This is a genomic window from Mesorhizobium metallidurans STM 2683 (genome assembly GCF_000350085.1).
GTDB classification, from domain to species: domain Bacteria; phylum Pseudomonadota; class Alphaproteobacteria; order Rhizobiales; family Rhizobiaceae; genus Mesorhizobium; species Mesorhizobium metallidurans.
On the sequence record NZ_CAUM01000095.1, the window covers coordinates 46299 to 67219 of the forward strand.

At 61.8% G+C, this 20921-nt stretch carries 19 protein-coding genes; 8 read left to right on the forward strand and 11 right to left on the reverse strand.

Annotated features, from left to right (window positions below):
* Positions 1–48 precede the first annotated feature (48 nt).
* Together MESS2_RS14835 and MESS2_RS14840 are read right to left on the reverse strand one after the other, a co-directional pair.
* Positions 49–759: a TIGR02678 family protein gene (locus tag MESS2_RS14835; protein WP_008875175.1), complete on the reverse strand. Its 711-nt coding sequence runs from the start codon at positions 757–759 to the stop codon at positions 49–51.
* Positions 756–2237 (reverse strand): TIGR02677 family protein, encoded by a 1482-nt coding sequence (locus tag MESS2_RS14840; protein ID WP_244440000.1) that lies wholly within the window; start codon positions 2235–2237, stop codon positions 756–758. Before MESS2_RS14840 ends, MESS2_RS14835 begins: the two co-directional genes overlap by 4 nt.
* Positions 2238–2596: 359 nt before the next feature.
* Between MESS2_RS14840 and MESS2_RS14845 the strand changes: the two genes are divergently transcribed.
* Positions 2597–5113 (forward strand): DEAD/DEAH box helicase, encoded by a 2517-nt coding sequence (locus MESS2_RS14845; protein WP_008875177.1) that lies wholly within the window; start codon positions 2597–2599, stop codon positions 5111–5113.
* 422 nt (positions 5114–5535) lie between these two features.
* Here the strand turns inward: MESS2_RS14845 and MESS2_RS14850 are convergent, their stop codons facing one another.
* Together MESS2_RS14850 and MESS2_RS14855 are read right to left on the reverse strand one after the other, a co-directional pair.
* Positions 5536–5802, reverse strand: coding sequence for a hypothetical protein (locus MESS2_RS14850; protein WP_040593159.1), 267 nt, complete (start codon positions 5800–5802; stop codon positions 5536–5538).
* A gap of 41 nt (positions 5803–5843) precedes the next feature.
* Complete coding sequence (locus MESS2_RS14855; protein WP_008875180.1) at positions 5844–6338, reverse strand: MerR family transcriptional regulator; 495 nt, start codon at positions 6336–6338, stop codon at positions 5844–5846.
* Positions 6339–6454: 116 nt separating this feature from the next.
* On the opposite strand from MESS2_RS14855, the gene MESS2_RS14860 reads away from it, so the two are divergent.
* Together MESS2_RS14860 and MESS2_RS14865 are read left to right on the forward strand one after the other, a co-directional pair.
* On the forward strand, positions 6455–6826 hold the full coding sequence (locus tag MESS2_RS14860; protein ID WP_008875181.1) for a hypothetical protein: 372 nt from the start codon (positions 6455–6457) through the stop codon (positions 6824–6826).
* Positions 6823–7074, forward strand: a complete 252-nt coding sequence (locus tag MESS2_RS14865; protein WP_008875182.1) for a hypothetical protein — start codon at positions 6823–6825, stop codon at positions 7072–7074. Before MESS2_RS14860 ends, MESS2_RS14865 begins: the two co-directional genes overlap by 4 nt.
* Before the next feature lie 28 nt (positions 7075–7102).
* Here MESS2_RS14865 and MESS2_RS14870 read toward each other — a convergent pair whose 3' ends face one another.
* Complete coding sequence (locus MESS2_RS14870) at positions 7103–7525, reverse strand: MerR family transcriptional regulator (RefSeq protein ID WP_008875183.1); 423 nt, start codon at positions 7523–7525, stop codon at positions 7103–7105.
* 84 nt (positions 7526–7609) lie between these two features.
* Between MESS2_RS14870 and MESS2_RS14875 the strand changes: the two genes are divergently transcribed.
* From MESS2_RS14875 to merBA, 4 genes are read left to right on the forward strand one after another with little or no spacing between them, the layout of a single operon-like run.
* Positions 7610–8035, forward strand: coding sequence for a mercuric transporter MerT family protein (locus tag MESS2_RS14875; protein WP_008875184.1), 426 nt, complete (start codon positions 7610–7612; stop codon positions 8033–8035).
* A 21-nt stretch (positions 8036–8056) separates the two neighbouring features.
* Positions 8057–8350: a cation transporter gene (locus tag MESS2_RS14880; protein WP_008875185.1), complete on the forward strand. Its 294-nt coding sequence runs from the start codon at positions 8057–8059 to the stop codon at positions 8348–8350.
* Positions 8351–8381: 31 nt separating this feature from the next.
* The gene (locus tag MESS2_RS14885) at positions 8382–8600 is read left to right on the forward strand and encodes a TMEM43 family protein (protein WP_244440001.1); all 219 of its coding nucleotides are present in this window, start codon (positions 8382–8384) and stop codon (positions 8598–8600) included.
* The gene (merBA, locus tag MESS2_RS14890; RefSeq protein ID WP_008875187.1) at positions 8597–10861 is read left to right on the forward strand and encodes a bifunctional organomercurial lyase/mercury(II) reductase MerBA; all 2265 of its coding nucleotides are present in this window, start codon (positions 8597–8599) and stop codon (positions 10859–10861) included. Before MESS2_RS14885 ends, merBA begins: the two co-directional genes overlap by 4 nt.
* Before the next feature lie 518 nt (positions 10862–11379).
* Here the strand turns inward: merBA and MESS2_RS14895 are convergent.
* Genes MESS2_RS14895 through MESS2_RS14915 form a run of 5 tightly spaced genes read right to left on the reverse strand, consistent with a single transcriptional unit; the run spans position 11380 to position 16956 of the window.
* Positions 11380–11676 (reverse strand): helix-turn-helix domain-containing protein, encoded by a 297-nt coding sequence (locus MESS2_RS14895; RefSeq protein WP_209436104.1) that lies wholly within the window; start codon positions 11674–11676, stop codon positions 11380–11382.
* Complete coding sequence (locus tag MESS2_RS14900) at positions 11636–12706, reverse strand: adenylate/guanylate cyclase domain-containing protein (protein ID WP_008875188.1); 1071 nt, start codon at positions 12704–12706, stop codon at positions 11636–11638. The genes MESS2_RS14895 and MESS2_RS14900 overlap by 41 nt, the downstream gene beginning before the upstream one ends.
* A 3-nt stretch (positions 12707–12709) precedes the next feature.
* Positions 12710–13204 carry a Rab family GTPase gene (locus MESS2_RS14905; protein ID WP_006326880.1) on the reverse strand — a complete coding sequence of 165 codons (495 nt, stop codon included), beginning with the start codon at positions 13202–13204 and terminating at the stop codon, positions 12710–12712.
* 13 nt (positions 13205–13217) lie between these two features.
* A complete protein-coding gene (locus MESS2_RS14910) occupies positions 13218–16283 on the reverse strand; it encodes an OmpA family protein (RefSeq protein ID WP_008875190.1) in 3066 nt (1021 codons plus the stop codon).
* A gap of 7 nt (positions 16284–16290) precedes the next feature.
* Positions 16291–16956, reverse strand: coding sequence for a coiled-coil domain-containing protein (locus MESS2_RS14915; protein ID WP_008875191.1), 666 nt, complete (start codon positions 16954–16956; stop codon positions 16291–16293).
* A 389-nt stretch (positions 16957–17345) separates the two neighbouring features.
* Between MESS2_RS14915 and MESS2_RS14920 the strand changes: the two genes are divergently transcribed.
* Positions 17346–20207 carry a trifunctional glycosyltransferase/class I SAM-dependent methyltransferase/polysaccharide deacetylase gene (locus MESS2_RS14920; RefSeq protein ID WP_040593138.1) on the forward strand — a complete coding sequence of 954 codons (2862 nt, stop codon included), beginning with the start codon at positions 17346–17348 and terminating at the stop codon, positions 20205–20207.
* Positions 20208–20221: 14 nt separating this feature from the next.
* On the opposite strand, the gene MESS2_RS14925 is transcribed toward MESS2_RS14920, so the two are convergent.
* Complete coding sequence (locus MESS2_RS14925) at positions 20222–20902, reverse strand: redoxin domain-containing protein (protein ID WP_008875194.1); 681 nt, start codon at positions 20900–20902, stop codon at positions 20222–20224.
* Positions 20903–20921: the final 19 nt, after the last annotated feature.

Below are 20921 nucleotides of genomic sequence, written 5' to 3' on the forward strand. Positions count from 1 at the left end.
CAATTCTGACGAAAACATCCGACGGCCGCTCATGACGGGAGATGGCTACTATGAAGCGGTCGCGCGAACGCCGGACGGCTCGCTGGTAGAGATCACGTCCTGATTGCTGTGACCCGGGTGCAAAGTCGGCTCTGACGCAATCTTGACGAAGCTTACAATCATGCGGCGCAGTTCATCCAGAATGGCAAGTGTGCATCGGGCGGATGCTCCTGTCGGCTCCACCTGCGAAGTGTCGGTGTTTCTTATCTTACAGGCAATAAGGGGGCCGCAGTCGAGACTGTCTCCGAGACCCAGCAATGAGCGGCACACCGACACGAGTTCGCGCCGCTCATGCTGCGCCTCGAGCGTAAAGGTGAAGTCGAGCACCGGCTCGGCGGCGAGTTCCAGAAGCCTCTCGCCCAGCAGCCGCAAGGTGATCTGCGGGTCGGCGCGTTCGAGCACCGCGCAAGCGAGGCAAAGCAGTACGTAGCGGCGACGGTCGTAGCCGGGAAGGCCGCGCATGGTGTCGGTCACGGTTCCAGGACGCTTGTAGAGGCGCGCGCCCTCGCGCTCGACCTGCAATATCCAGCCTGTCTCGCGCGAAAACCATTCGCGCAATGCTTCGGCCTGGCGGCGCACGGCGGCGAAATCGTCATCCGCCGGGCTCATCAAGGGCGTCATCAGCAGGGCGCGCACGCAGGCGCGAAACTCCTCGCGCTGGAAATGCTGCTGCTGAAGGCCGATGTTGCGGCCATCGTTTATCCTGTTTGCCGCTTTCATCGGCCGTCCTGCAGAGGCGTGATGGTGATCAGATGGTCTCGCCCGGCAAAGACGCCGTGCGGCGTGTCGATCCTGGCGTGGCTGTCGCGGGCAAGCGGCCTCAGGTGAATGTGCAGCAGGCCGTCGCCCGTCTGCCGTTCCACCGAGGCCTCCGGCCCGGCCTGTTCGCTCAGCGCTTCTCCAAGCAGCCCAAGGAACAGGCCAAAGGCATGCGTGTCGAGTTCGCCTAGATCCGAAAGCCGCGCGGGGTGGCTGGTGGCGAGGCGCTTGCGCGCCGCCTCGACTTGCAGCGATTCCTCCGCGAGCTGCAGCGCCAGAAACGCGCGGTCCCCGGCGCGGTCCCGCACGCGGGGCGGCGGCCCGCGCGGGGCGGCTTCGCCATATTCGCGCAAACGCGGATGAATCCGGAGCGGCGCGGCATCGGCCCAGGAGGTGCTGGCCGGCAGATCGGCGTCCGCATCGGCGTTCAGCGAGAAATGCCGTGCGGGATTGAGGGCGAAGGCGGCGCGCGCAAGCCGATGCGCCTCGCCATTGTCCGCGCAAGCGGCGAACCAGCCGGCGAGCAGGCGGAAATCGGCCGAGCGATCGCTGCGGCCGCTGCGCCGCTCGTTGAGGGCTGCGATCGCGGCCAGGAGCTGCGGGATAGCCGACCGTGCCCGCGCCCGCAACAGTTCGGCTTGCGGCGGCTCGTGGCCGGTGCTGAGGAACCAGCCGCGCAGACCCTTCCATCGCTCGCGCCAGGCTCGCAGGACGCGGTCGCGCGCATCGGACTGGTCCTGCGCGCCGCCGGGAGCCGCATCGCGCGATTCGCGCTCGGCCACCTTGCCCAGCAGGGCGTCGATGCTTGGTTCCAAGGCGAGTATGAGGCGCGCGATGGTGTCGGAACGGCGCACCAGATCGCCCATGAAGCGTTCCAGATAGTCGATCAGCCGCTTCTTGTAGTTCGCGACTGCGCCCGCTTCGGCCTGCTGCAACTCGATGCTTCGCGCGACACCGGCCATGAACGCCTGCGCGTTCTCGGCCAGGCCTTCGAAGACACGTACGAGGTCCCGCAGCGTTTCGTGGATCTTGGCGACATCGGGCTCGTCCGTCCCGGCCAATGCCTGAAGCGCCTGCAACCGGCTCGCTATGTCTTCGAGCGCCACTGTTTGCAGCTCGGCGCGGCGTTGCAAGGTTTGCGCGAACACCGCCAACGCCGATTCCACCGCTTCGCCGCCCTGCGACAGCCGGTAGAGGAAGCGGGCGCGGTAGAAGTCGCTGAGGTTGGAGACCCGCGCGGTGTCGGGGTGCGATTCGAGATTGCCCCATCCCGCAAGCTGGCCGAGCGCCGCATTGACCTCCTCGATGCGTGGCGGCCCGTCCGGCCATCGGGCTTCGGCAAGCACTTCGTCAGGCCTCAACTGCAGACGATATTGCCGCTTGGCCGCCGCGAAGACATCCATGATGCAGCGGTAGAATGCAGCCTTCTCGGCGCTCACGTGACGAAATAGATCCGCCGGGTCATTCGCAATGTGCTTAGGCAATCGCTGCCTCCCCAACTCATTTCGAATGTTTTCGCTTTGTTCTCGCGCCCCGTCAAGACAGCATGTTGATCGTTGAGCACATGCGCCTGAGGGCGAGCGGCCCTTCGAGTGCGGATGACTAGGTTTCATACTCGCCAGGGAGGCGCCTCTACCGCCTGCATGACAGGAAGGTCCGGATTCTCGTCTTTAACCATGTTGACGAACCGGCACCGATTTTGGCACGCATGCTACAAACGGCGAAGAGGTATCGGCTGCTCGGTTGAGTCGGGCGCATCTGGGTTGCTTCCCGTGAGCAGTTAACGGATCATGCTTCGATGAAATCCAAGCGCCAAGGCCTGAATTCCCCGACCAAGCCGAAGACCAAGCCGAAGGTCAAACCGGACAAGGAACCCAAGCTCTCGCGCACCCATGCGCCCGCCGATCTATCGCCGGTGGACTGGCAGCGCGGCTTGCGCCGCCAATTCGGCCAGGAGCAGGATTTCGGGCTTGAAAATCTGACCAGCGAACCGTTCTTCTCCGAATTTCGGGTCAGCAATCCTGTTTCGAAATCCAGCTACCGCGTGGTGGTCCGAGGTTTGGGGCCGGGTGGCAATTTCTGTTCATGTCCCGATTACGCCACCAGCGAATTGGGGACCTGCAAGCACCTCGAATTCGCGCTTGCCCAATTGAAGAAAAAGCGTGGCGCCCGGACAGCGTTTGCGCGTGGCTACCAGCCGGCATTTTCTGAGCTGTATTTGCGTAATGAAGGCAAACGCCGCGTACATTTTCGCGCCGGAACGGACTGCCCGCCGGCGGTAAGCGAAGCCGCCGACGGTTTGTTCGATGCCGAACACGACGGGATGCTGCCGGACGATCGCTTTGGCGAGCTGGAGCGTTTCATGGCCATGGTGTCGAAGTGCGGTCATGAGTTGCGAGCCTATGACGATGCACTCGATTTCATCGCGGGAAGGCGAGATGCGGACTGGCGCGCCGCAAAGCTCGAACAGTTGTTTCCACGCGGTGCCGCCGATCCCAAGCTGTTGGCACTGCTGAAAGTACCGCTCTATCCCTATCAGGCCGAGGGGGCGCTGTTCGCGGTGCGGTCTGGCCGGGCACTGATCGGCGACGATATGGGGCTGGGCAAGACCATACAGGCAATTGCCGCGGCGGAAATACTGGCGCGACATTTTGGCGTCTCGAAAGTGCTTGTGGTCTGCCCGACCTCGCTCAAATACCAGTGGCAAAGCGAGATCATGCGGTTCTCGGGGCGAGAAGGTGAAAATGCGGCACGCGTGATCAACGGCGGTCGGGCGCAGCGGCAGAAGGACTACGCCCTGGACGATTTCTGCAAGATTACAAACTACGAGAAACTCAAGCCGGATCTCGACCTGATCGCCGCATGGGAACCCGAACTGGTCATCGTCGATGAAGCGCAACGGGTCAAGAACTGGAACACGATCGCGGCGCGCGCCTTGAAACGCATCGACAGCTCCTATGCGATCGTGCTTACCGGCACGCCGTTGGAAAACAAGCTGGAGGAACTGGTGTCCATCGTCCAGTTTGTCGATCAACACCGGCTGGGGCCGACCTGGAGGCTGCTGCACGAGCATCAGGTCAAGGACGATGCCGGGCGCGTCACCGGCTATACCGGGCTGGAGAAGATCGGCCAAACGCTGGCGCCGGTCATGATCCGCCGGCGCAAATCCGAGGTGCTGCGGCAGCTGCCCAGCCGGACCGACCAGAACCTGCTGGTGCCGATGACCGAGATGCAAATGCTCTATCATCAGGAAAACGCTGACGTGGTGGCGAAAATCGTCCAGCGCTGGCGCAAGACCAGGTTTCTTTCGGACAAGGATCAGCGGCGGCTGACCTGTGCCCTGCAGAACATGCGCATGTCGTGCAACAGCACCTATCTGCTGGACCGCGAAACCGACCATGGCGTCAAGGCCGATGAATTGGCGGCGCTGTTCGACGGGTTGTTCGCCGAGCCCGAGGCCAAAGCGGTGGTGTTTTCGCAATGGACGCGGACCCATGATATCGTCATCCGCCGCCTCGAGGCGCGCGGGCTGGGCTACGTCAGTTTTCACGGCGGCGTGCCGTCGGACAAACGGCCGGCGCTGGTCGAGCGGTTTCGCGACGATCCCGCCTGCCGCGTGTTCCTGTCCACCGACGCCGGCAGCACGGGCCTCAATCTGCAGCATGCATCGACCCTGGTGAACATGGATTTGCCGTGGAACCCGGCGATCCTCGAACAGCGCATCGCGCGCATCCATCGTATGGGTCAACCGCGGCCGGTGCAGGTCGTCAATTTCGTGGCAAAGGGCACTATCGAGGAGGGGATGCTTTCGGTGCTGGCGTTCAAGCGCTCCCTGTCGGCGGGGATTCTCGACGGCGGCAGTGGCGAGATTTCGCTCGGCGGTTCGCGTCTCAACCGCTTCATGAAGGATGTGGAGAACGTCACCGGCAGCATGGGCGAGGGCGAGGCTGTCACTCCGGCCGAGGAAGTGAGGAACATCGTTGCCTCGGACGCGGTCGGGTCCGTGGAAGATGCAAGGGCGGATGCAGATGCTGGTGCTGGCGACATGGCGGGCGCGCGAGCGGACGGGGTCGCGGCACCGCCGCCCGATGCGGGTGCCGATCCCTGGCACGCTTTGGTGCAGGTCGGCGCTCAGTTTGTCGCCGCGCTGGCGTCCGCCAGCGATCCCAACGCTCCGGCGCATCCATGGATCGAGCGCGATCCGGCCACCGGCGTGCAAAGCCTCAAAATGCCGCTGCCGCCACCCGAGACCGCGAGACAGCTCGCCGATACGCTCTCTGCGCTGGCAGACAGCTTGCGGGGGAAGATTGCGTGACCGGCGGCTGAACACCTGATCGCTTCGGTCGCCAGACCAATGATGAAACCTCTGACTACGCGGTCTGCGGCAGAGGAATTGTCACCTCGGATTCAGCCGACGAGACTATCTCGCTGGAGATTTCAACGATCAGCCGATTGAGGCAGATGGTACCGTGTGACGGTATTATTCACTTAGCGAAGGCCCAGCGCTACCGCGCGTTGGATGGCCGCGAGACCGTGCGGAAAGATTTTGGATTTCGCGAAAAGGCCAATGAAATCATGGTTCTTGGCACATCTTCCGGCCCTGCCGTAACATTTGATTTTGCTGCGAAAAGCCCTAGTTGGAGCGGTGACGGTACTTTTCGTGACAGCGTGGGCGCGCGGTCCAAGTAGCTTCGGAGGCCTCCGTTTTCGTCCGCATTTCGGCTGTACTTGCAGGGCTCATGCTACACTTCCAACCAATTGATCAATCTGAAACGCGTCGGCAAGCAGCGCGCCGAGGAAGCGCGTGTTGCGCAGCGCCGATCCGATATCCGCCAACGGAACCTGGGGGAAGGTGACGAACAGCATGAACGCCAGCGCCGGATTGATCGCAGCCTCGAGCGCGCTCGCCTTCGGGATGCTGAAGCCGGCGGCCGCGCCAATGGCGATCGCGCCCGGATAGATCGCGACCTGCCGCTCGTCGAGACTCGCCCGAACCTGCTCCACGTTGCTTCCTTCCTTACCGGCTTCGTCCGCCGGCCTTGGTATCACGCCCGCCCGACCATGTCGGAACCGCGCGCATGGCGCCGGTCTCTTCTCTGTCCGATCCCGACGGCGCCATTCGCTCGGCCGGCCGGCTTGGCGAGATCCTCCAGAATGGTGCAGTCGGGACCGGGGCCGCCGGCGCAGGCGGTCTCGCAACTCGCGACGAAGCTTGCGATGCCTCGCTCCAGCGCCTGCAGCTCGCGCAGCTTCGCGCGCACCACCATGAGATGCTCCCGCGCCAGGTCGCGCGCTTCCAGGCAGGAGCGGTCCGGATCCTCGACGAGCGCCGCCAGTGAACGCACCTGCTCGATCGAGAAGCCGAATTCGCGGCAGCGCCGGATCAGGGTCAGCCGCTTGACGTCCTCATCTCCATAGCGGCGCTGGCCGCCGTCCTGGCGATCGGCGCGCGGCAGCAAACCGATCTTCTCGTAATAGCGGATCGTCGGCGTATTCGTGCCGGTGCGCTCGGCAAGGGTTCCGATCTTCAATCCGGGCATGGCCATTTCCTCGCAGAAGCCTCTTGAACTTCAAGTTACTTGAAGACCTACCTTTGCGCCAGCCACTGCCGAGGGCGTGCTCGACGCGTCGCGGCCCAACCCCCTGGAGTGAAGCCATGGTCGGAACAATTTCTGAAGCAGCGCCGATCGCCTGCACGCTCGATGCCGGCGATTTCAAGGAGCGTCTCGCCTGGATCGCCGATCTCAATCGCCGAGCCCTTCTCGGCGCGCGGCGCGATGATCTGCGGCTCGAACTCACCTATGCCCCGTACGCCCTCAAGGACGTGCATGAACTGATGTGCCGCGAGCAGCAATGCTGCGCGTTTCTCGATTTCGATCTTCGCGTCGAGGGCAACGCAGTCCGGCTCGTCGTGACGGCGCCGGAGGCGGCGCGCGAGGCCGCCGCACTCGTCTTCGAGCCCTTTCAGTCGAAAGACGCCGTCGCCTCGGCCGCGTCCTGCGGCTGCAATTCGGGCTGCGCCCAGTGAACCGGAAGAGCGCCCACGACGGCAAGGCCGTCGGCGCGACCGCGGCGGCTGTCTCGACGGCCGCCGCAGCTAGTGCCGTGTGCTTCCATTCGCCCTCCCGGCCGGCCGGCGCTTACCGGTTGGTCTCGGCCATCGCCTTGCTGGCGGTCATCGCGGCATGGCCGTGGGTCGCCTACCGATCCTGCAAATCCAAGGCGAGGCCGGCCAAGACCACGCTTCTCGTCATAGGAAGGCGAGGTGTAGCGTAGGCAATTCGCTCACGTGTTCCGGACTGGCCTACGCGTGCCCGGCGAATAGCGCCTCGATCAGCGGACATTCCTGCCGTGTGCCCGCGGCGCATTGTGCGACTACGTCCCTCAGTACACGCTCCATTCGCTTCAAATCGCCGATCTTCGCCCGCACGTCGTCGAGGTGGGCAGCGGCGACGGCGCTCGCCTCGGCACAGGGCTGGTCGCGTTCGTCGACAAGACGCAGCAGCTCACGGATCTCATTGAGCGAGAAGCCGAGCTCGCGCGACCGCAGCACGAAGCGAAGGCGCCGTTCGTGCGTCGTGTCATAGCTGCGGTAGCCCGCCGTCGTGCGCGGCGGGTCGGGCAGTAGCCCGACCTTCTCGTAGTAGCGAACCGTCTCCAGGTTGCTGCCCGTCCGCCGGGCAAGCTCGGCTCGCTGCAGACCCTTCACCCCAGCGTGATCGCGCATCGCAAAATCTCCTTGACCCTGTAGGAACTACAGACTGCATCCTACGACCCAATGAGGATTTCGGCAAGGAATGAGAGGTCGAACATGGCTGCATCGCGATCCGGAACCGCAGATACGGCACCCGTCACGACAGTTCTTGCATCGTCGGAGCGGAGCGGGGCTGGACGCCAGCGCCTGGTTGCTCTGGGCGGCATTCTCGGCGCTTTCGCCGCCTCCTCCTGCTGCATCATCCCGCTCGTCCTGTTCAGTCTCGGCATCGGCGGCGCCTGGATCGGCAACCTTACGGCGCTCGCGCCGTACAAGCCGCTCTTCGTCGCCGGAACCGCGGGCCTCCTCGGCTACGGCTTCTACCTCGTCTACTGGAAGCCGCGGCGCGCCTGCGCTGATGGCGCAGCTTGCGCGCGCCCCATTCCCAGCCGTCTCGTCCGGCTCGCGCTCTGGATCGCGACTGTGCTCGTGATCGCCGCCTTTGCCTTCGACTATGTCGCCCCGCTGCTGCTGCGCGCCTGACACCAAGAGGAGACCAGCCCCATGAAGAAGAGCTTGAGCGTCTTTACCCTGATCGCCTCGGTGATGACGGCATCGACCGCGTTCGCCGCCGAACGCACCGTTACGTTTGCCGTCGACAACATGACCTGCGCCTCGTGCCCCTACATCGTGAAGACCTCGATGACGGCGGTCCCGGGCGTCGCGAACGTGACCGTCTCCTTCGAGGCAAAGACAGCGACCGTGACCTTCGACGACGCAAAGACGAACGCCGACACCATCGCCGCCGCCAGCATGAACGCGGGCTATCCAGCCCATCTGAGGCAGCGGGGCAGCTAAGATGAGTGACCGCACTGCAATCCGCGCAGGCATGGCCGGTGCCGTCCTGATCGCGATCTGCTGCGCCGCGCCGCTCCTTGCCGTCAGCCTGTCCTTTGCGGGCCTTGGCGCGTGGCTAGCCGGTAAGGGCCTTGCAGTGCTTCCGCTGATGGCTGCGAGCTTCGGCCTCATCGCTTGGATATTCCATCGTCGCCACGCAAAGGCCGCCCGCTGCGAGACGACGATTCACAAGGAAGGCGTGAAGCCATGAACGATTGTTGTGCCTCCTCATCGTCACGAAACGAGACTGTCATCCCTACGCCCGAGACGCTGCCGAGCTATGCCGTGCGGCCGGGCGTAACTTTCCCGGACTGGTCAGCGGTCACATCGCACGCGGTGAAGGACGCCTTGCTGGCCATGGTCGGGTCCGGCCATGTGCTCAATCGCTGGAGCGGCTACGATCCCGCTACGGATCGCGCGCGCGTTGCGCTGCTTCAGCTTTACGTCGAACACGGGCGAGCGCCGGCCATAGCCGCGATTGCAAACCGTGCAGGACTCGGTGAGTCGGCCGTCCCGCCGTTGCTCGACGAGCTCCGCCGGCGCGACCTGGTCGTTCTCGACGGCGAGCGGATCGTCGGCGCCTATCCGTTCACCGACCAGGACAGGGGCCATCAGGCCACGCTGGACGGGCGCGTTCTCAACGCCATGTGCGCGGTCGACGCGCTTGGCATTGGCGCCATGACCGATCGCGACATCTCGATCACCTCGCGCTGTCGCCATTGCGGCGCGCCGATCCGGATCACCACACGGGACCGAGGGCGGGTGTTGGCCGACATCGAGCCGCGGACGTCCGTCATGTGGCAAAGCGTTCGCTATGAAGACGCCTGCGCCGCGAACTCGCTGTGCGCGACGACCGCCTTTTTCTGCTCGGATGACCATCTCTCCGCCTGGCGCGGCGAGCGTTCCGCCAACGAGCCAGGTTTTCGGCTGTCGATCGATGAAGGGCTGGAGGCCGGCCGCGCTCTGTTCGGGCCGAGCCTCGCCGGGCTAGGTGTGATACCACGACCGTCTGCCGATCCGGAATCGAAGAGCCCGGCAGCCGCGAACCGTCCCTTCCACACAAACGGTCGCAATGGAGGCGCATACGATCTCGTCGTGATCGGCGCCGGCTCGGCCGGCTTCTCCGCCTCGATCACAGCCGCCGATCAGGGCGCGCAGGTGGCGCTCATCGGCAGCGGCACCATCGGCGGCACCTGCGTCAATGTCGGCTGCGTGCCGTCAAAGACCCTGATCCGTGCGGCCGAGACACTTCACAACGCTCGCGTGGCGGCACGTTTTGCCGGCATTACTGCTGAAGCCGAACTGACAGACTGGCGCGGAACTGTTCGTCAGAAGGACACGCTCGTGTCTGGGCTGCGCCAGGCCAAATACGCGGACCTGCTCCCCGCGTACAATGGTATCGCCTATCGCGACGGGCCAGCTCGCCTCCTCGATGGCGGCGTCGAAGTTGACGGCGCGCGTATTGCCGCTGGCAAGATCATCATCGCGACCGGCGCGCGGTCGGCAGTTCCTGCCATTCCTGGCATCGAGACCGTGCCGTATCTCACCAGCACGACGGCGCTCGACCTCGAGAAGCTGCCGCACTCGCTGCTCGTGATCGGCGGCGGCTACATCGGCGCGGAACTCGCGCAGATGTTCGCTCGTGCTGGCGTCAAGGTGACCCTCGTCTGCCGGTCCCGTCTGCTCCCCGAGGCCGAGCCCGAGATCGGCGCGGCGCTTACGGGGTATTTCGAGGAGGAAGGGATCACCGTTATCTCCGGCATCGCTTACCGCGCGATCCGCCAAACCGATGGCGGTGCGTCACTGACGGTCACGCGCGACGGCCAGGATATTGCGATCGACGCGGATCAGGCGCTGATCACCACGGGGCGCACGCCCAACATCGAAGGCCTTGGGCTGGCCGAGCACGGGATCAACGTCTCGGCGAAGGGCGGCATCGTGGTCGACGACCGCATGCGCACGACCAAGGCTGGCGTCTATGCCGCCGGCGACGTCACCGGCCGCGACCAGTTCGTCTACATGGCCGCCCATGGCGCCAAGCTCGCGGCCAGGAATGCCCTCAACGGCGACAGCCTGCGCTACGACAACAGCGCGATGCCCGCCATCGTGTTCACCGATCCGCAGGTGGCGAGCGTCGGGCTGACCGAGGCCGCCGCGCGCGCGGCCGGGCATGCGGTTCGCGTCTCCACGATCGGTCTCGACCAGGTGCCGCGCGCGCTCGCCGCTCGTGACACCCGCGGGCTGATCAAGCTCGTGGCCGCCGCCGGCAATGGCCGCCTGCTCGGCGCCCACATCCTCGCGCCGGAAGGCGCCGACAGCATCCAGACAGCCGCTCTGACGATCCGCCAGGGCCTCACCATCGATAACCTCGCGGAGATGATCTTTCCGTACCTCACCACCGTCGAGGGCCTGAAGCTCGCGGCGCTGTCGTTCGAGAAAGACGTGGCCAAGCTGTCATGTTGCGCCGGATAGCGATCGCGGCCGAGTGTCCGTAGCTTGTTTGCAGCACCCCATAGTCGTCGTAGTGAGATAGCGTGCCGGATCACATTCGAGGCGGCGTTGGCGTTATGAGGGATACGCCCTCATAGCGCCAGCGGAAACGCAGTTATCAGTTTCATCCACGCTGGGGCGCCACTCCATCCGATTGAAATCGCTCACCTTCTAGACCTCGTCAGCGCGACCCATACCGGCTTGGCTTCCGGAATTCAGCCGGTTTTTCAGCCGGTTTTGGAATGCCGGCGGGCCTCGGCGCCAAAATCGCAGCATGGGTGGAGCGCTCTGTTCGGAATTGTGGATATTTTAGTCTGGCGACAGCAGATTCGCTTGCGTGGCTGCCTGTCGGCCATGCTGTCTTGCGTTCCGCCAGTGCGGGTTCTCCGGCCTTCACGCTGCCCTCGTCCGCGTCGAGGACTGCCAGCTCTTCCCGAATGCGGAGATCAAGCCTGCCACGCGTCCGCGTACCCGCGGGGGAAGATTCATCAATCCCTCGATCAGCCGCCGGCCATCTGCGCTGGCAATGAAATCGATGCGCTCGTCGACCGACAGAGGCTGAGGTTCGCTATTCTCGTCGTTCCCGGCAGGCCTTCGAAGCGGCGGCTGACAGGCACGCCCAGCGACCTGGCGATCTCGTAGAGCATCGATGCGCTCACGCGGTTCTTAGCGTTCTCGTATTTCTGGAACTGCTGAAAGCTGATGCCGATGGATCGAGCAAGCTGCGCTCCAGGGTCGGCACTGCCAAGCGGCAAATCAGGCCGGGAGCCGCCACATTTGCACACGACCTGTACCACGCAATTCCGTTTCCGCGAGTGGGTCGCAAGTAAGATCTGGTCCAAGCAGTTTGTGGGTTGCATCCGAAATACGGATTTCATCGGGCTCCGCGGACGTTTGAATACGTGCGGCGAGATTAACGGTCTCGCCCCACAGGTCATAGGCGAACCGCTTTTTGCCTATGACGCCCGCGACGATTGGTCCTGAGTGAATTCCAATTCTGAGTCTTAGCGGTTGTCCTGCGAAGCGTTCGAGCTTAACCGCCTTCCGCAGTTCAAGTGCATAGTGCGCAAGGGCTTCTGCATGATCGGATCGCGCGGCGGGCAGGCCAGCGACCACCATCACACAATCGCCGATTGTCTTGATCTTTTCGCAGCCGTATCGTTCCGAGAGCAGATCCGCCGCCTTGAAGAAGTAATTTAAAATAGCGAGCGTCGTCTCGGCTCCGACGCTCCGCGCTCTTTCCGTAAAGCCGACGATGTCGGCAAAAAGCACACTCACCTCTGCGTGGTTGTCTGCAATTTGTTCGTCCGCTTTTAACCGCTCCGCGATCGACGCCGGAAGAATGTTGAGGAGTAGGCTTTCGGCGCGCTGGTATTCACGCGACAATCCCGCTTGGCTCTGCCTCAACGCCTCGTTCGTCGATTGCAATTTCTCGTTGAGTTGACGCTCCCTCTCTTGCAGGAGCGTCATTTCATAAGCCTTCTGTTGAAGCCGCTGCCTATTGTCGCGTTCGGCAGTGGCGTCAAGAAAGAGCAGCCACACGCAGGCATTGTCAGCAAAAAGATGAAGGTCCGCGACACGCCCGCTGGGCAGTTCGACCATGGCCATATGATATGGAAGTTCCGGGCAAGGCAGCAAACCTTCCATGAATTCAAGCTGCTCGGCAACAGGCTTACCAATGCGAAGTGATGAGAGTCCGTAATGTTTAACACTGCCGCCCTTCGCAGCTATGCAAAGCTGGGCGTCAATTTTCAAATATGCGACAGAGTGCTCGTTGTAGAAGAAATTGTAAATCCAGCTTCTGACTTCTCTTGGCAATCCATGCATGGTCTATTTGGTGACCATCGAAGCAAGCTGACGAAATGCATCGTCAACATGTTCACCCGAAAGCGCGCTTGTTAGATAGATTTGCCATCCAAGTTGCCTCAGTTCGTTAATCTCACTATCCGATATTGCCCAACGATCGGCCAGATCGGATTTGTTGAACAGCAATACAAACGGCATGGCGCCGAATTCGGCCTCGGCCCGCTCGCGCAGCGTGAGCGCCACGGCAAGAGTAGCGGCGCGGGTCCCATCGACGACAAGCACGAGCCCGGTCGCACCTCGCACATAGCTGACGCGGAATGAGCCGATATCGTCTTCGCCGGCCAAATCCCACAAAATCAGATCCACGGTTTTGTCCGGGAGTGCGACACTCTTCTTGTCGATTTTCACTCCCACCGTGGTCAAGTAGGTTTCTGAAAAGATGCTTTGCACAAACCTGCGAACCAGACTCGTCTTTCCGACAGCGAACCCGCCCAACATGCAGATCTTTTTTTGCAACATCCCGGACTCCGCACTAGTCTAGGTTTACCGTAACCGAAACCCGGCGATTGGCGGAGTTCCCAGTTCGACTATTTTCAGGCACCGCCGGCTCAAAGGTGCCCGCGCCCCGAACCAGCAGCAATTCCGGAGCGACGCCGCGCTTGTTGAGAAGCGCACGAACTGTCTCGGCGCGGGCGGCGCTGATCGACGCGTTGGCCGTCTCACGGCCCGTGGCGTCCGAATGGCCGGTCAACATGAACCGAGCTGTCACGCCTGACTTGCGGGCATTTTGGGCGAATTCCTTTAATTGATCCGCCAATCTGTCGAGAACCGGCGTCTGTTCTGGTCCCGGCACAACCTTGCCGGAATAGAAGAGAATATCGGTCGCCTGGATGGCCTCTCTCAAATTATTGAGTTCCGCAAGGCTCAGCTCACGCAGCTGTGAGACATCCAGAACCACTCCGTCCGCGGACAGCTGCTGAGCGGCGGCCCGCGCCCGGTTGATCCAGGCAGCAGGAGCCTCACCCACGACAACGATGCGATCCTGGACGATCGAAAGCTGAACCGATTTCGGCGGGGTCAGCGACGCCGTCAGCCGCTTCACCACGAACTTCGGATCAAGGCTCTGATAGAATTGCCACTGCGAATGAACGCGGGCGGGATCAACCTTCGTTCCGGACAGCAGAGCCTGCGGGTCGGCGGCAAGCGGGTCTCTCAGGCCGGAAATGTAGAAATGTCCGCCCCTCGCCGTTTGTTGGGCGACGATGATTCCCGGTTGGGCCTCAAGTCGCGACACATAATGCTGCCAGCGCTCCGCCGCGCGTGCTTCGGGGCTCACATCACGGACCTTGGAGATGTCGAATTCCGGTCCGCCTGCCGAAAGCTGTCGGGCGGCGGCCCGCGCCCGATCTATCCAGGTGTCGGGAGCCTCACCCTCGGCAACGATGCGATCCTCGACGATCGAAAGCCGAACCGATTTCGGCGGGGTCAGCGACGCCGTCAGCCGCTTCAGCACGAACTCCGGCTCAAGGCTCTGATAGAATTGCCACTGCGAATGAACGCGGGCGGGATCAACCTTCGTTCCGGACAGCAGAGCCTGCGGGTCGGCGGCAAGCGGGTCTCTCAGGCCGGCAATATAGAATTGGCCATCGCGCATTTTTTGTTCGGCAACGATGATGCCCGGCTGGCTCCCCAGTCGCGACACATAGGCCTGCCAGCGCTCCGCCGCGCGTGCTTCGGGGCTCACATCACGAACCTTGGAGATGTCGAATGCCGGTCCGCCTGCCGAAAGCTGTTGGGCGGCGGCCCGCGCCCGATCTATCCAGGTGTCGGGAGCCTCACCCTCGGCAACGATGCGATCATTGACGATCGAAAGCCGTACTGAATCCGGCGGAATCAGCGACGCCGTTAGCCGCTTCAGCACGAACTCCGGCTCAAGGCTCTGATAGAATTTCCACTGTGAATGAACGCGGGCGGGATCGACCTGCGTTCCGGACAGCAGCGACTGCGGGTCGGCGGCAAGCGGGTCTCTCAGGCCGGCAATATAGAATTGGCCATCGCGCATTTTTTGTTCGGCAACGATGATGCCCGGCTGGCTCCCCAGTCGCGACACATAGGCCTGCCAGCGCTCCGCCGCGCGTGCTTCGGGGCTCACATCACGAACCTTGGAGATGTCGAATGCCGGTCCGCCTGCCGAAAGCTGTCGGGCGGCGGCCCGCGCCCGATCTATCCAGGTGTCGGGAGCCTCACCCTCGGCAACGATGCGATCATTGACGATCGAAAGCCGTACCGAATCCGGCGGAGCCAGCGACGCTGTCAGCCGCTTCAGCACGAACTCCGGCTCAAGGCTCTGATAGAATTGCCACTGTGAATGAACGCGGGCGGGATCGACCTGCGTTCCGGACAACAGCGACTGCGGGTCGGCGGCAAGCGGGTCTCTCAGGCCGGCAATATAGAATTGGCCGTCGCGCATTTTTTGTTCGGCAACGATGATGCCCGGCTGGCTCCCCAGTCGCGACACATAGGCCTGCCAGCGCTGCCCGGATTGCCAGGAAAGAAAGAACCAACCGCCTGCCGGAATCAAAACCAGCAGGACTGCAGCCACCACCAGCCACGGAAATCCCTGGTCTGATTCCTCCTGCTTCAGTTCAACGCAGGTCTGCAACTGCGTCTCTACGCCGACCAACTGCGAACTGTCGCCGTCAAACTGCTCTAAAGCCTGTGAGCATTCATCATGGATGCGAAGCAATACATCGCGAATTACTTCATGTAATTCCTCTGGCGGATTTCCCCGGATCACCGCAACCAAGGTCGCAAACGGTCCAACTTCCGACCAGAGACGAAGCTCCCCGAAACGGATAGTGTCCAGGCCGCTCTGTTCTTTTTCGTTAAATGAGTCCTTAACAAAATCTTGAATTGCGCTAAGCATCGAAGAAATTAGTTGAGGGTCTTCGCTCGTTGCGTTTTCGGCAGTTACATGCGTAATCAAAAGCCCGGAATTGCGGTTGATGAGAAAGACATGCTCTACTCGATAGACAAGAGAATGCTTAAGAACAACTTCTGAGAAGCTCGTACCTGTTCTCCAAGCTTCAAATCTCCACTTAAGTCCATGCCAGGTAAATATATGTCTTAAAGATTCATTCAGCGACTGAAAGGTCTGGTCGATCTTTTCGCCGATCGACTTGCGAATAGCCGGCAGAAACACCGGGTATAATATATCCGTCAGCGTGCGCGGGTTCTTCTGGATGGACCGTTGCACAGCCCTTTCGACAGCTGGCGCAAGGGCCTCGCCGAGTTGCGCGTGAGACGCACGTGCGGCTGCACTGGGGAGAACGCCGCCCACCGCAGCCGCAAGCTGCTCAGGTTCGTCGAGCAGGTGCGTAACTCGTGAAAGCTGCGAAATTTCGCGGCCGACCAGCAACTGGCGCAGCGTTTCCATGCGAGGATCGGCGGTTGGAACTCCGTCGAAACGCGCGCGATAGTCCGGATCGACATTCCGGGCAATTTCGACCAAAAGACTAGCCAGAGCCTCGCGATCAATCTCTGTATCGTTCGAAGCTGTTCTTTGAGGAAGGCTGATTGGGTCGACGGTCGACGTCAAGTTCCGATCAACTCACTTTCCAGCTACGCTCCGAGTTGCTCTTGCTGCCGACGGGATCCTGATTTAGACATTTCGCAACCTCGACAAACAGGCCAGCCAGAAGATTTCGGTCGGTCTTGACGTTGCTGAGATCGGAAAACATTTTCTCAATCAGCATCTGAATGCTTTCATTCTTTTGCTTGATTTCCTCCCGCAGCAATTGATCGCTTCGATTTACCCGGTCCGCAACTTCGCGCTCAAGCTCGCTCAATTGATCCGACAACGCGCGCACCTGCTTTTCAAGCGCCTGGTTTTGCTCGCGAAGATTCCGGTCGATCTCCTTGTCGGCCTCGGCTCGTGCATCTTTTTCGTTCCGCAATTGCGCCGCGAGCGATTCGACCTGCTTCTTTGCATTTGACTCGTACATTTCCAGATTGCGCTTGGCCTCGGATTCGACATCCTTGAAGCGCTGCAAGAACCGTTCTTCAAGCTTGGAAAAACGGCGGTCATAGTCCTGCATCTGGTTGCCGAACAGCAGATCACGTATCTTGTCGACACCTACAGCTTCGCCGGAAACCCCGCTCTCGCGAGCCTGGACCGCCATGAAGTTCAGCCCGTTTCCCTCTGCATTACTTATCAGATTTGCGTCCGCTTTATTTGCTGAAGAAGCGGTACTCGAAGATTCCTTGGCCATCTCTACGCCCCAATTGCCACAAGCCGGAAACAGATTAGGATGTCAGCAAATTACCCGGTCCGCAAGCCGGAATCTTCCGGAATCTTCTTGACTTAGGCCGATTCACGCATCCCTTTACATCTCCTGGACTAGCAACAAATGCACACGTTCCGATTGGTGTCGATCTAGTGCCTCTTTGTGATAGCGGCCATAACCGGCTAACCTAGTCGACCGTTGGACGAAATCTACTATCGAAATGAGTAATACAATGTCAGGCTATAGCTACTGGAGCGAAAATAAGTATCGCAGACTCATTAGAATCATCTAAATTAGCTGACCTGGCGGTGCACATACTGTCTCGCACCCGGCTGTATACTGCAACGATCAGCTTCCGATTCGGGTATGACGGCGTGGCGCATAATCCCTTGGTTTCAATCGTGGTTCCTGCGCACAACGCGGAGGTAACGCTGGCGCGCGCACTCGATTGCCTTCTCGATCAGGAAATAGTGGATTGGGAGGCGATCATCGTCGACGACGCTTCCACAGACCGTACCCCCGCGATCATCGCCGGTTATGTGGAGCACGATGCCCGGTTTCGGACGTTGAGCTCTTGCGCGTATAGCGCCGCCGGCGCGCGCAATACCGGGATTTCGACAGCGCACGGCCACTGGCTCATGTTTCTGGATGCGGACGATTGGGTGGATGCCAGCTTCCTTGCGAAAATGCTGGCCACACTGAAAACCGCTCCCGATGCAGTGGCCGCCTATTGCGGTTCCCGGCGCGTGATGCCCGATGGCGAACTCACCCCGTCGAGCATCGCAACGGAGGTTGCGACCCAGCCCTTCGAAACATTCGCCCGCCGGTGTGCCATCCGCACTCACGCGCTGCTGGTTGACCGGGCGACAATTGTGGAGTTGGGCGGTTTCGATGTGTCGCTGCGCACCTGCGAGGACTGGGATCTGTGGCAGCGCCTCGCGCGTCTGGGCAAAAATTGGGTGATGGTCGACGAGCCGCTCGCTTTCTATCGTATCAGCCCCAACGCGCTCTCCCGCAATTCGACGCAGATGCTGGCAGATGCGGAAATCGTGATCGCCCGTGGCTTTTCTCCTGATCCCAGGGTCAAACACCCGGCATCGGCTCATGCCAATGGAGCGATCGAGGCGAACGGCGGCACCGCCTCCGAGGCACTCGCGTGGTTCGCGCTGTGGAACGCCGCGTCGGATTGCGGCAGCGGCTCGCGCTCGATCGATCCGCAGTCCTTGCGCGCGCTCCCGGCAGGACGCAAATGGGCGCGTGAGATCGCCAAGGTGATCGTCGATGGCCTTTTGGTGGGAAGCCTGTCGGTGCCGGCGCAATTGGCTGCAGGGTGGGACAGGTTCGGCGGCTCCGTCACCGAATTGATCCTCGAACTCGGCAAGGTCTGGGACAATCCCGCAGCGGCTCGCCGCGTCCATTATAGCCTTGAGCAAATGCTTCTCGACGTCGAAGACCTTGCCGTGCCGCGCAGGCTGGCGCGGACACTTGGAATTCGCGTCGACGCTCGAAATCCGACCACGGTCGAACTTCCGCAAGGAATCGATCAAATCTATGCCTACCTGATGATGGATGGCCGGATCGAGGCTGTCGTGCAGTTCGGCGCACTCGGGACAGTGACAAGGCGTCATTGGATTGAATTGATCCAGAATGTCGTGCCCCCTGAGCGGCTTGAACGCCGGTCCGATCCGGACAGTCACTTCGGCAAACTCGCCCAATTGGCCGAGGAAGCGCGGGAACTGGTTCGGTCGAGCGCCGAACCTGCGGAGCCTCCCGCGGCGCCGCGCCGAGCACGGGTCAGGCACGACAAGGATCGCACGTCGTTCTGGAATGGCTATTTCGCGACCGAGGATCCCTGGAACTACGGTTCGTCCTATGAGCAGGAAAAATATTACCGGCAGCTCGAAATTCTGCCTGCCGGTCCAATCGGACGGGCGCTTGAGCTGGCCTGCGCGGAGGGCCATTTCACGCGGCAGCTGGCGCCGCGAGTGGGTCGTTTGACCGCAACCGACATCTCCGCCATAGCCGTCGAACGGGCCCGCGCGCGATGCGGCGATCAGCCGAATATTGAATTCGGCGTACTGGATTTCTCTACCGACACGCTGCCGGGTGAGATGGATCTGATCTTCTGTTCGGAAGTGCTCTACTATCTGGACGATCTGGCCGAGTTGCGGCGCATCGCCAAAAAATTCGCTGAGGCATTGGCGCCTGGCGGCAGCTTCATCAGCGCACACGCATTCGTGCTGCGTGACAATGTTGAAAGGACGGGCTTCGACTGGAACACATTCGGTGCACAAGCGATCTCGGAGACGCTGGCAGCGACCGAAGGCCTCGTCTTGGAGCAATCGATCCAGACCGAGCTCTATCGCATAGACCGCTTTCGCCGCTTCTCACCGGACGACGTGGCGGCGGAACCGATGATTGATCATGTGCCAATCCGCGCGCCCGTCGGAATCGGGGTCGCGCGAAATATCGTCTGGGGCGGGGCGCGGGCCTTGCGCCGCGACGTCGCACGTAGCGAGCGGCGGCAGCGTATCCCTGTCCTCATGTATCACAGCGTCGCCGATGAAGGTCCGGCCGCGCTCACCCGTTTTCGGCTCACGCCCGCCGCATTCGCCAGCCAGATGGCATGGCTGCGCGCCAATGGCTTTCACGCTGTCAGGTCCGAGCAGCTGGAAGGGTCCATCGCCAACCGTCACCCTTTCGTTGGCCGCCCGGTGCTCATCACCTTCGATGACGGCTTCCAGGACTTTGCCGACCATGCCTGGCCGACCTTGCGCGCGAACGACCTGACCGCGGAAGTGTTCCTGGTGACGGACCTGGTGGGTGAAAGTGCACTGTGGGACGCCGACAGCGGTCCGCCGACACAGCTTATGGACGCCGCGACGGTGCGACGGCTCGCCGCCGAAGGTGCGTTCTTCGGAAGCCATCTGGCGACGCATCGCGCAATCGACGGTCTGTCGAGCTCTGACTTGGCCGCCGAGCTCCTGCGCTCTCGTATGTTCATCGAACGGTGGACCGGTCGGCCAACCACGGCGTTCGCGGCACCCTTCTCTGTCACCGACCGACGGCTCGGCCGGCTGGCCAGGGAGTGCGGCTATCGGATCGGCTTCGGCGGCAGACACGGACCGGCGGACCTCGACTGCGATCCCATCGACCTTCCGCGCATCGAGATTCGCGGAGATCGCTCACTCGATGACTTTATTGCCATTGTCGAGGCCGTGCTCGAAGAGCGGTGAACTTGTCAGTGTCATTATTGGGCGACTTGGGACACGGCTGACATCAGTTCCTGCGGGCTTGGCGCCCCACACATGTATCGCCCACCCTCTGGAACCTCCGTGAAGCTCCAGCGGACGATCCCCTGCCGGTCCAGCAGGAACTGACCGATAAGTTGTCCGTGTCCCGTTGCCATCATCTGCTCGTCGGCTTCGGTCACTTCGTAATTGTCCTTCTTGTCGAGGATTTCGGCGGCCGAAATAGGATCCATAGGACCGGGAAACTCACTTGGCATGTCGACCCGCATATCCCTTACCGCTGCCATCGAGACCTTGTACGGCCAGTTCGTCTCGTTTTCGGTGAACTCGAGATTGGGCAGTCCAAAAGCACGATGTGAAGCGCGTTCAGGGTCGGAGGCCGCAAGCAGATTCGGCATCGGGTGGTAGCGGAAATAGAGACGCGCCCGTTCGATCGGCGTATTGACCACAGTCAGGCTCCCCACGCCCTTTTCGCGCAGCTCCGGATCAAGCCGCGCCTGGGCGGCGATATGGCGCCGGCAAAACGCACAATGCAGACCTCGAAACAGGCCGACCAGCACGGGTTTTTGTCCGCGAAAGTCGTCAAGCGCGATCTTGCCTTCCTGGGTAATGGCGTCGAGTATCAGATTCGGCGCACGGTCGCCCGGTTGAAGCGGTACCAAGTCACTATGCGAGGACATTTCCAACCCCCAACCCCGG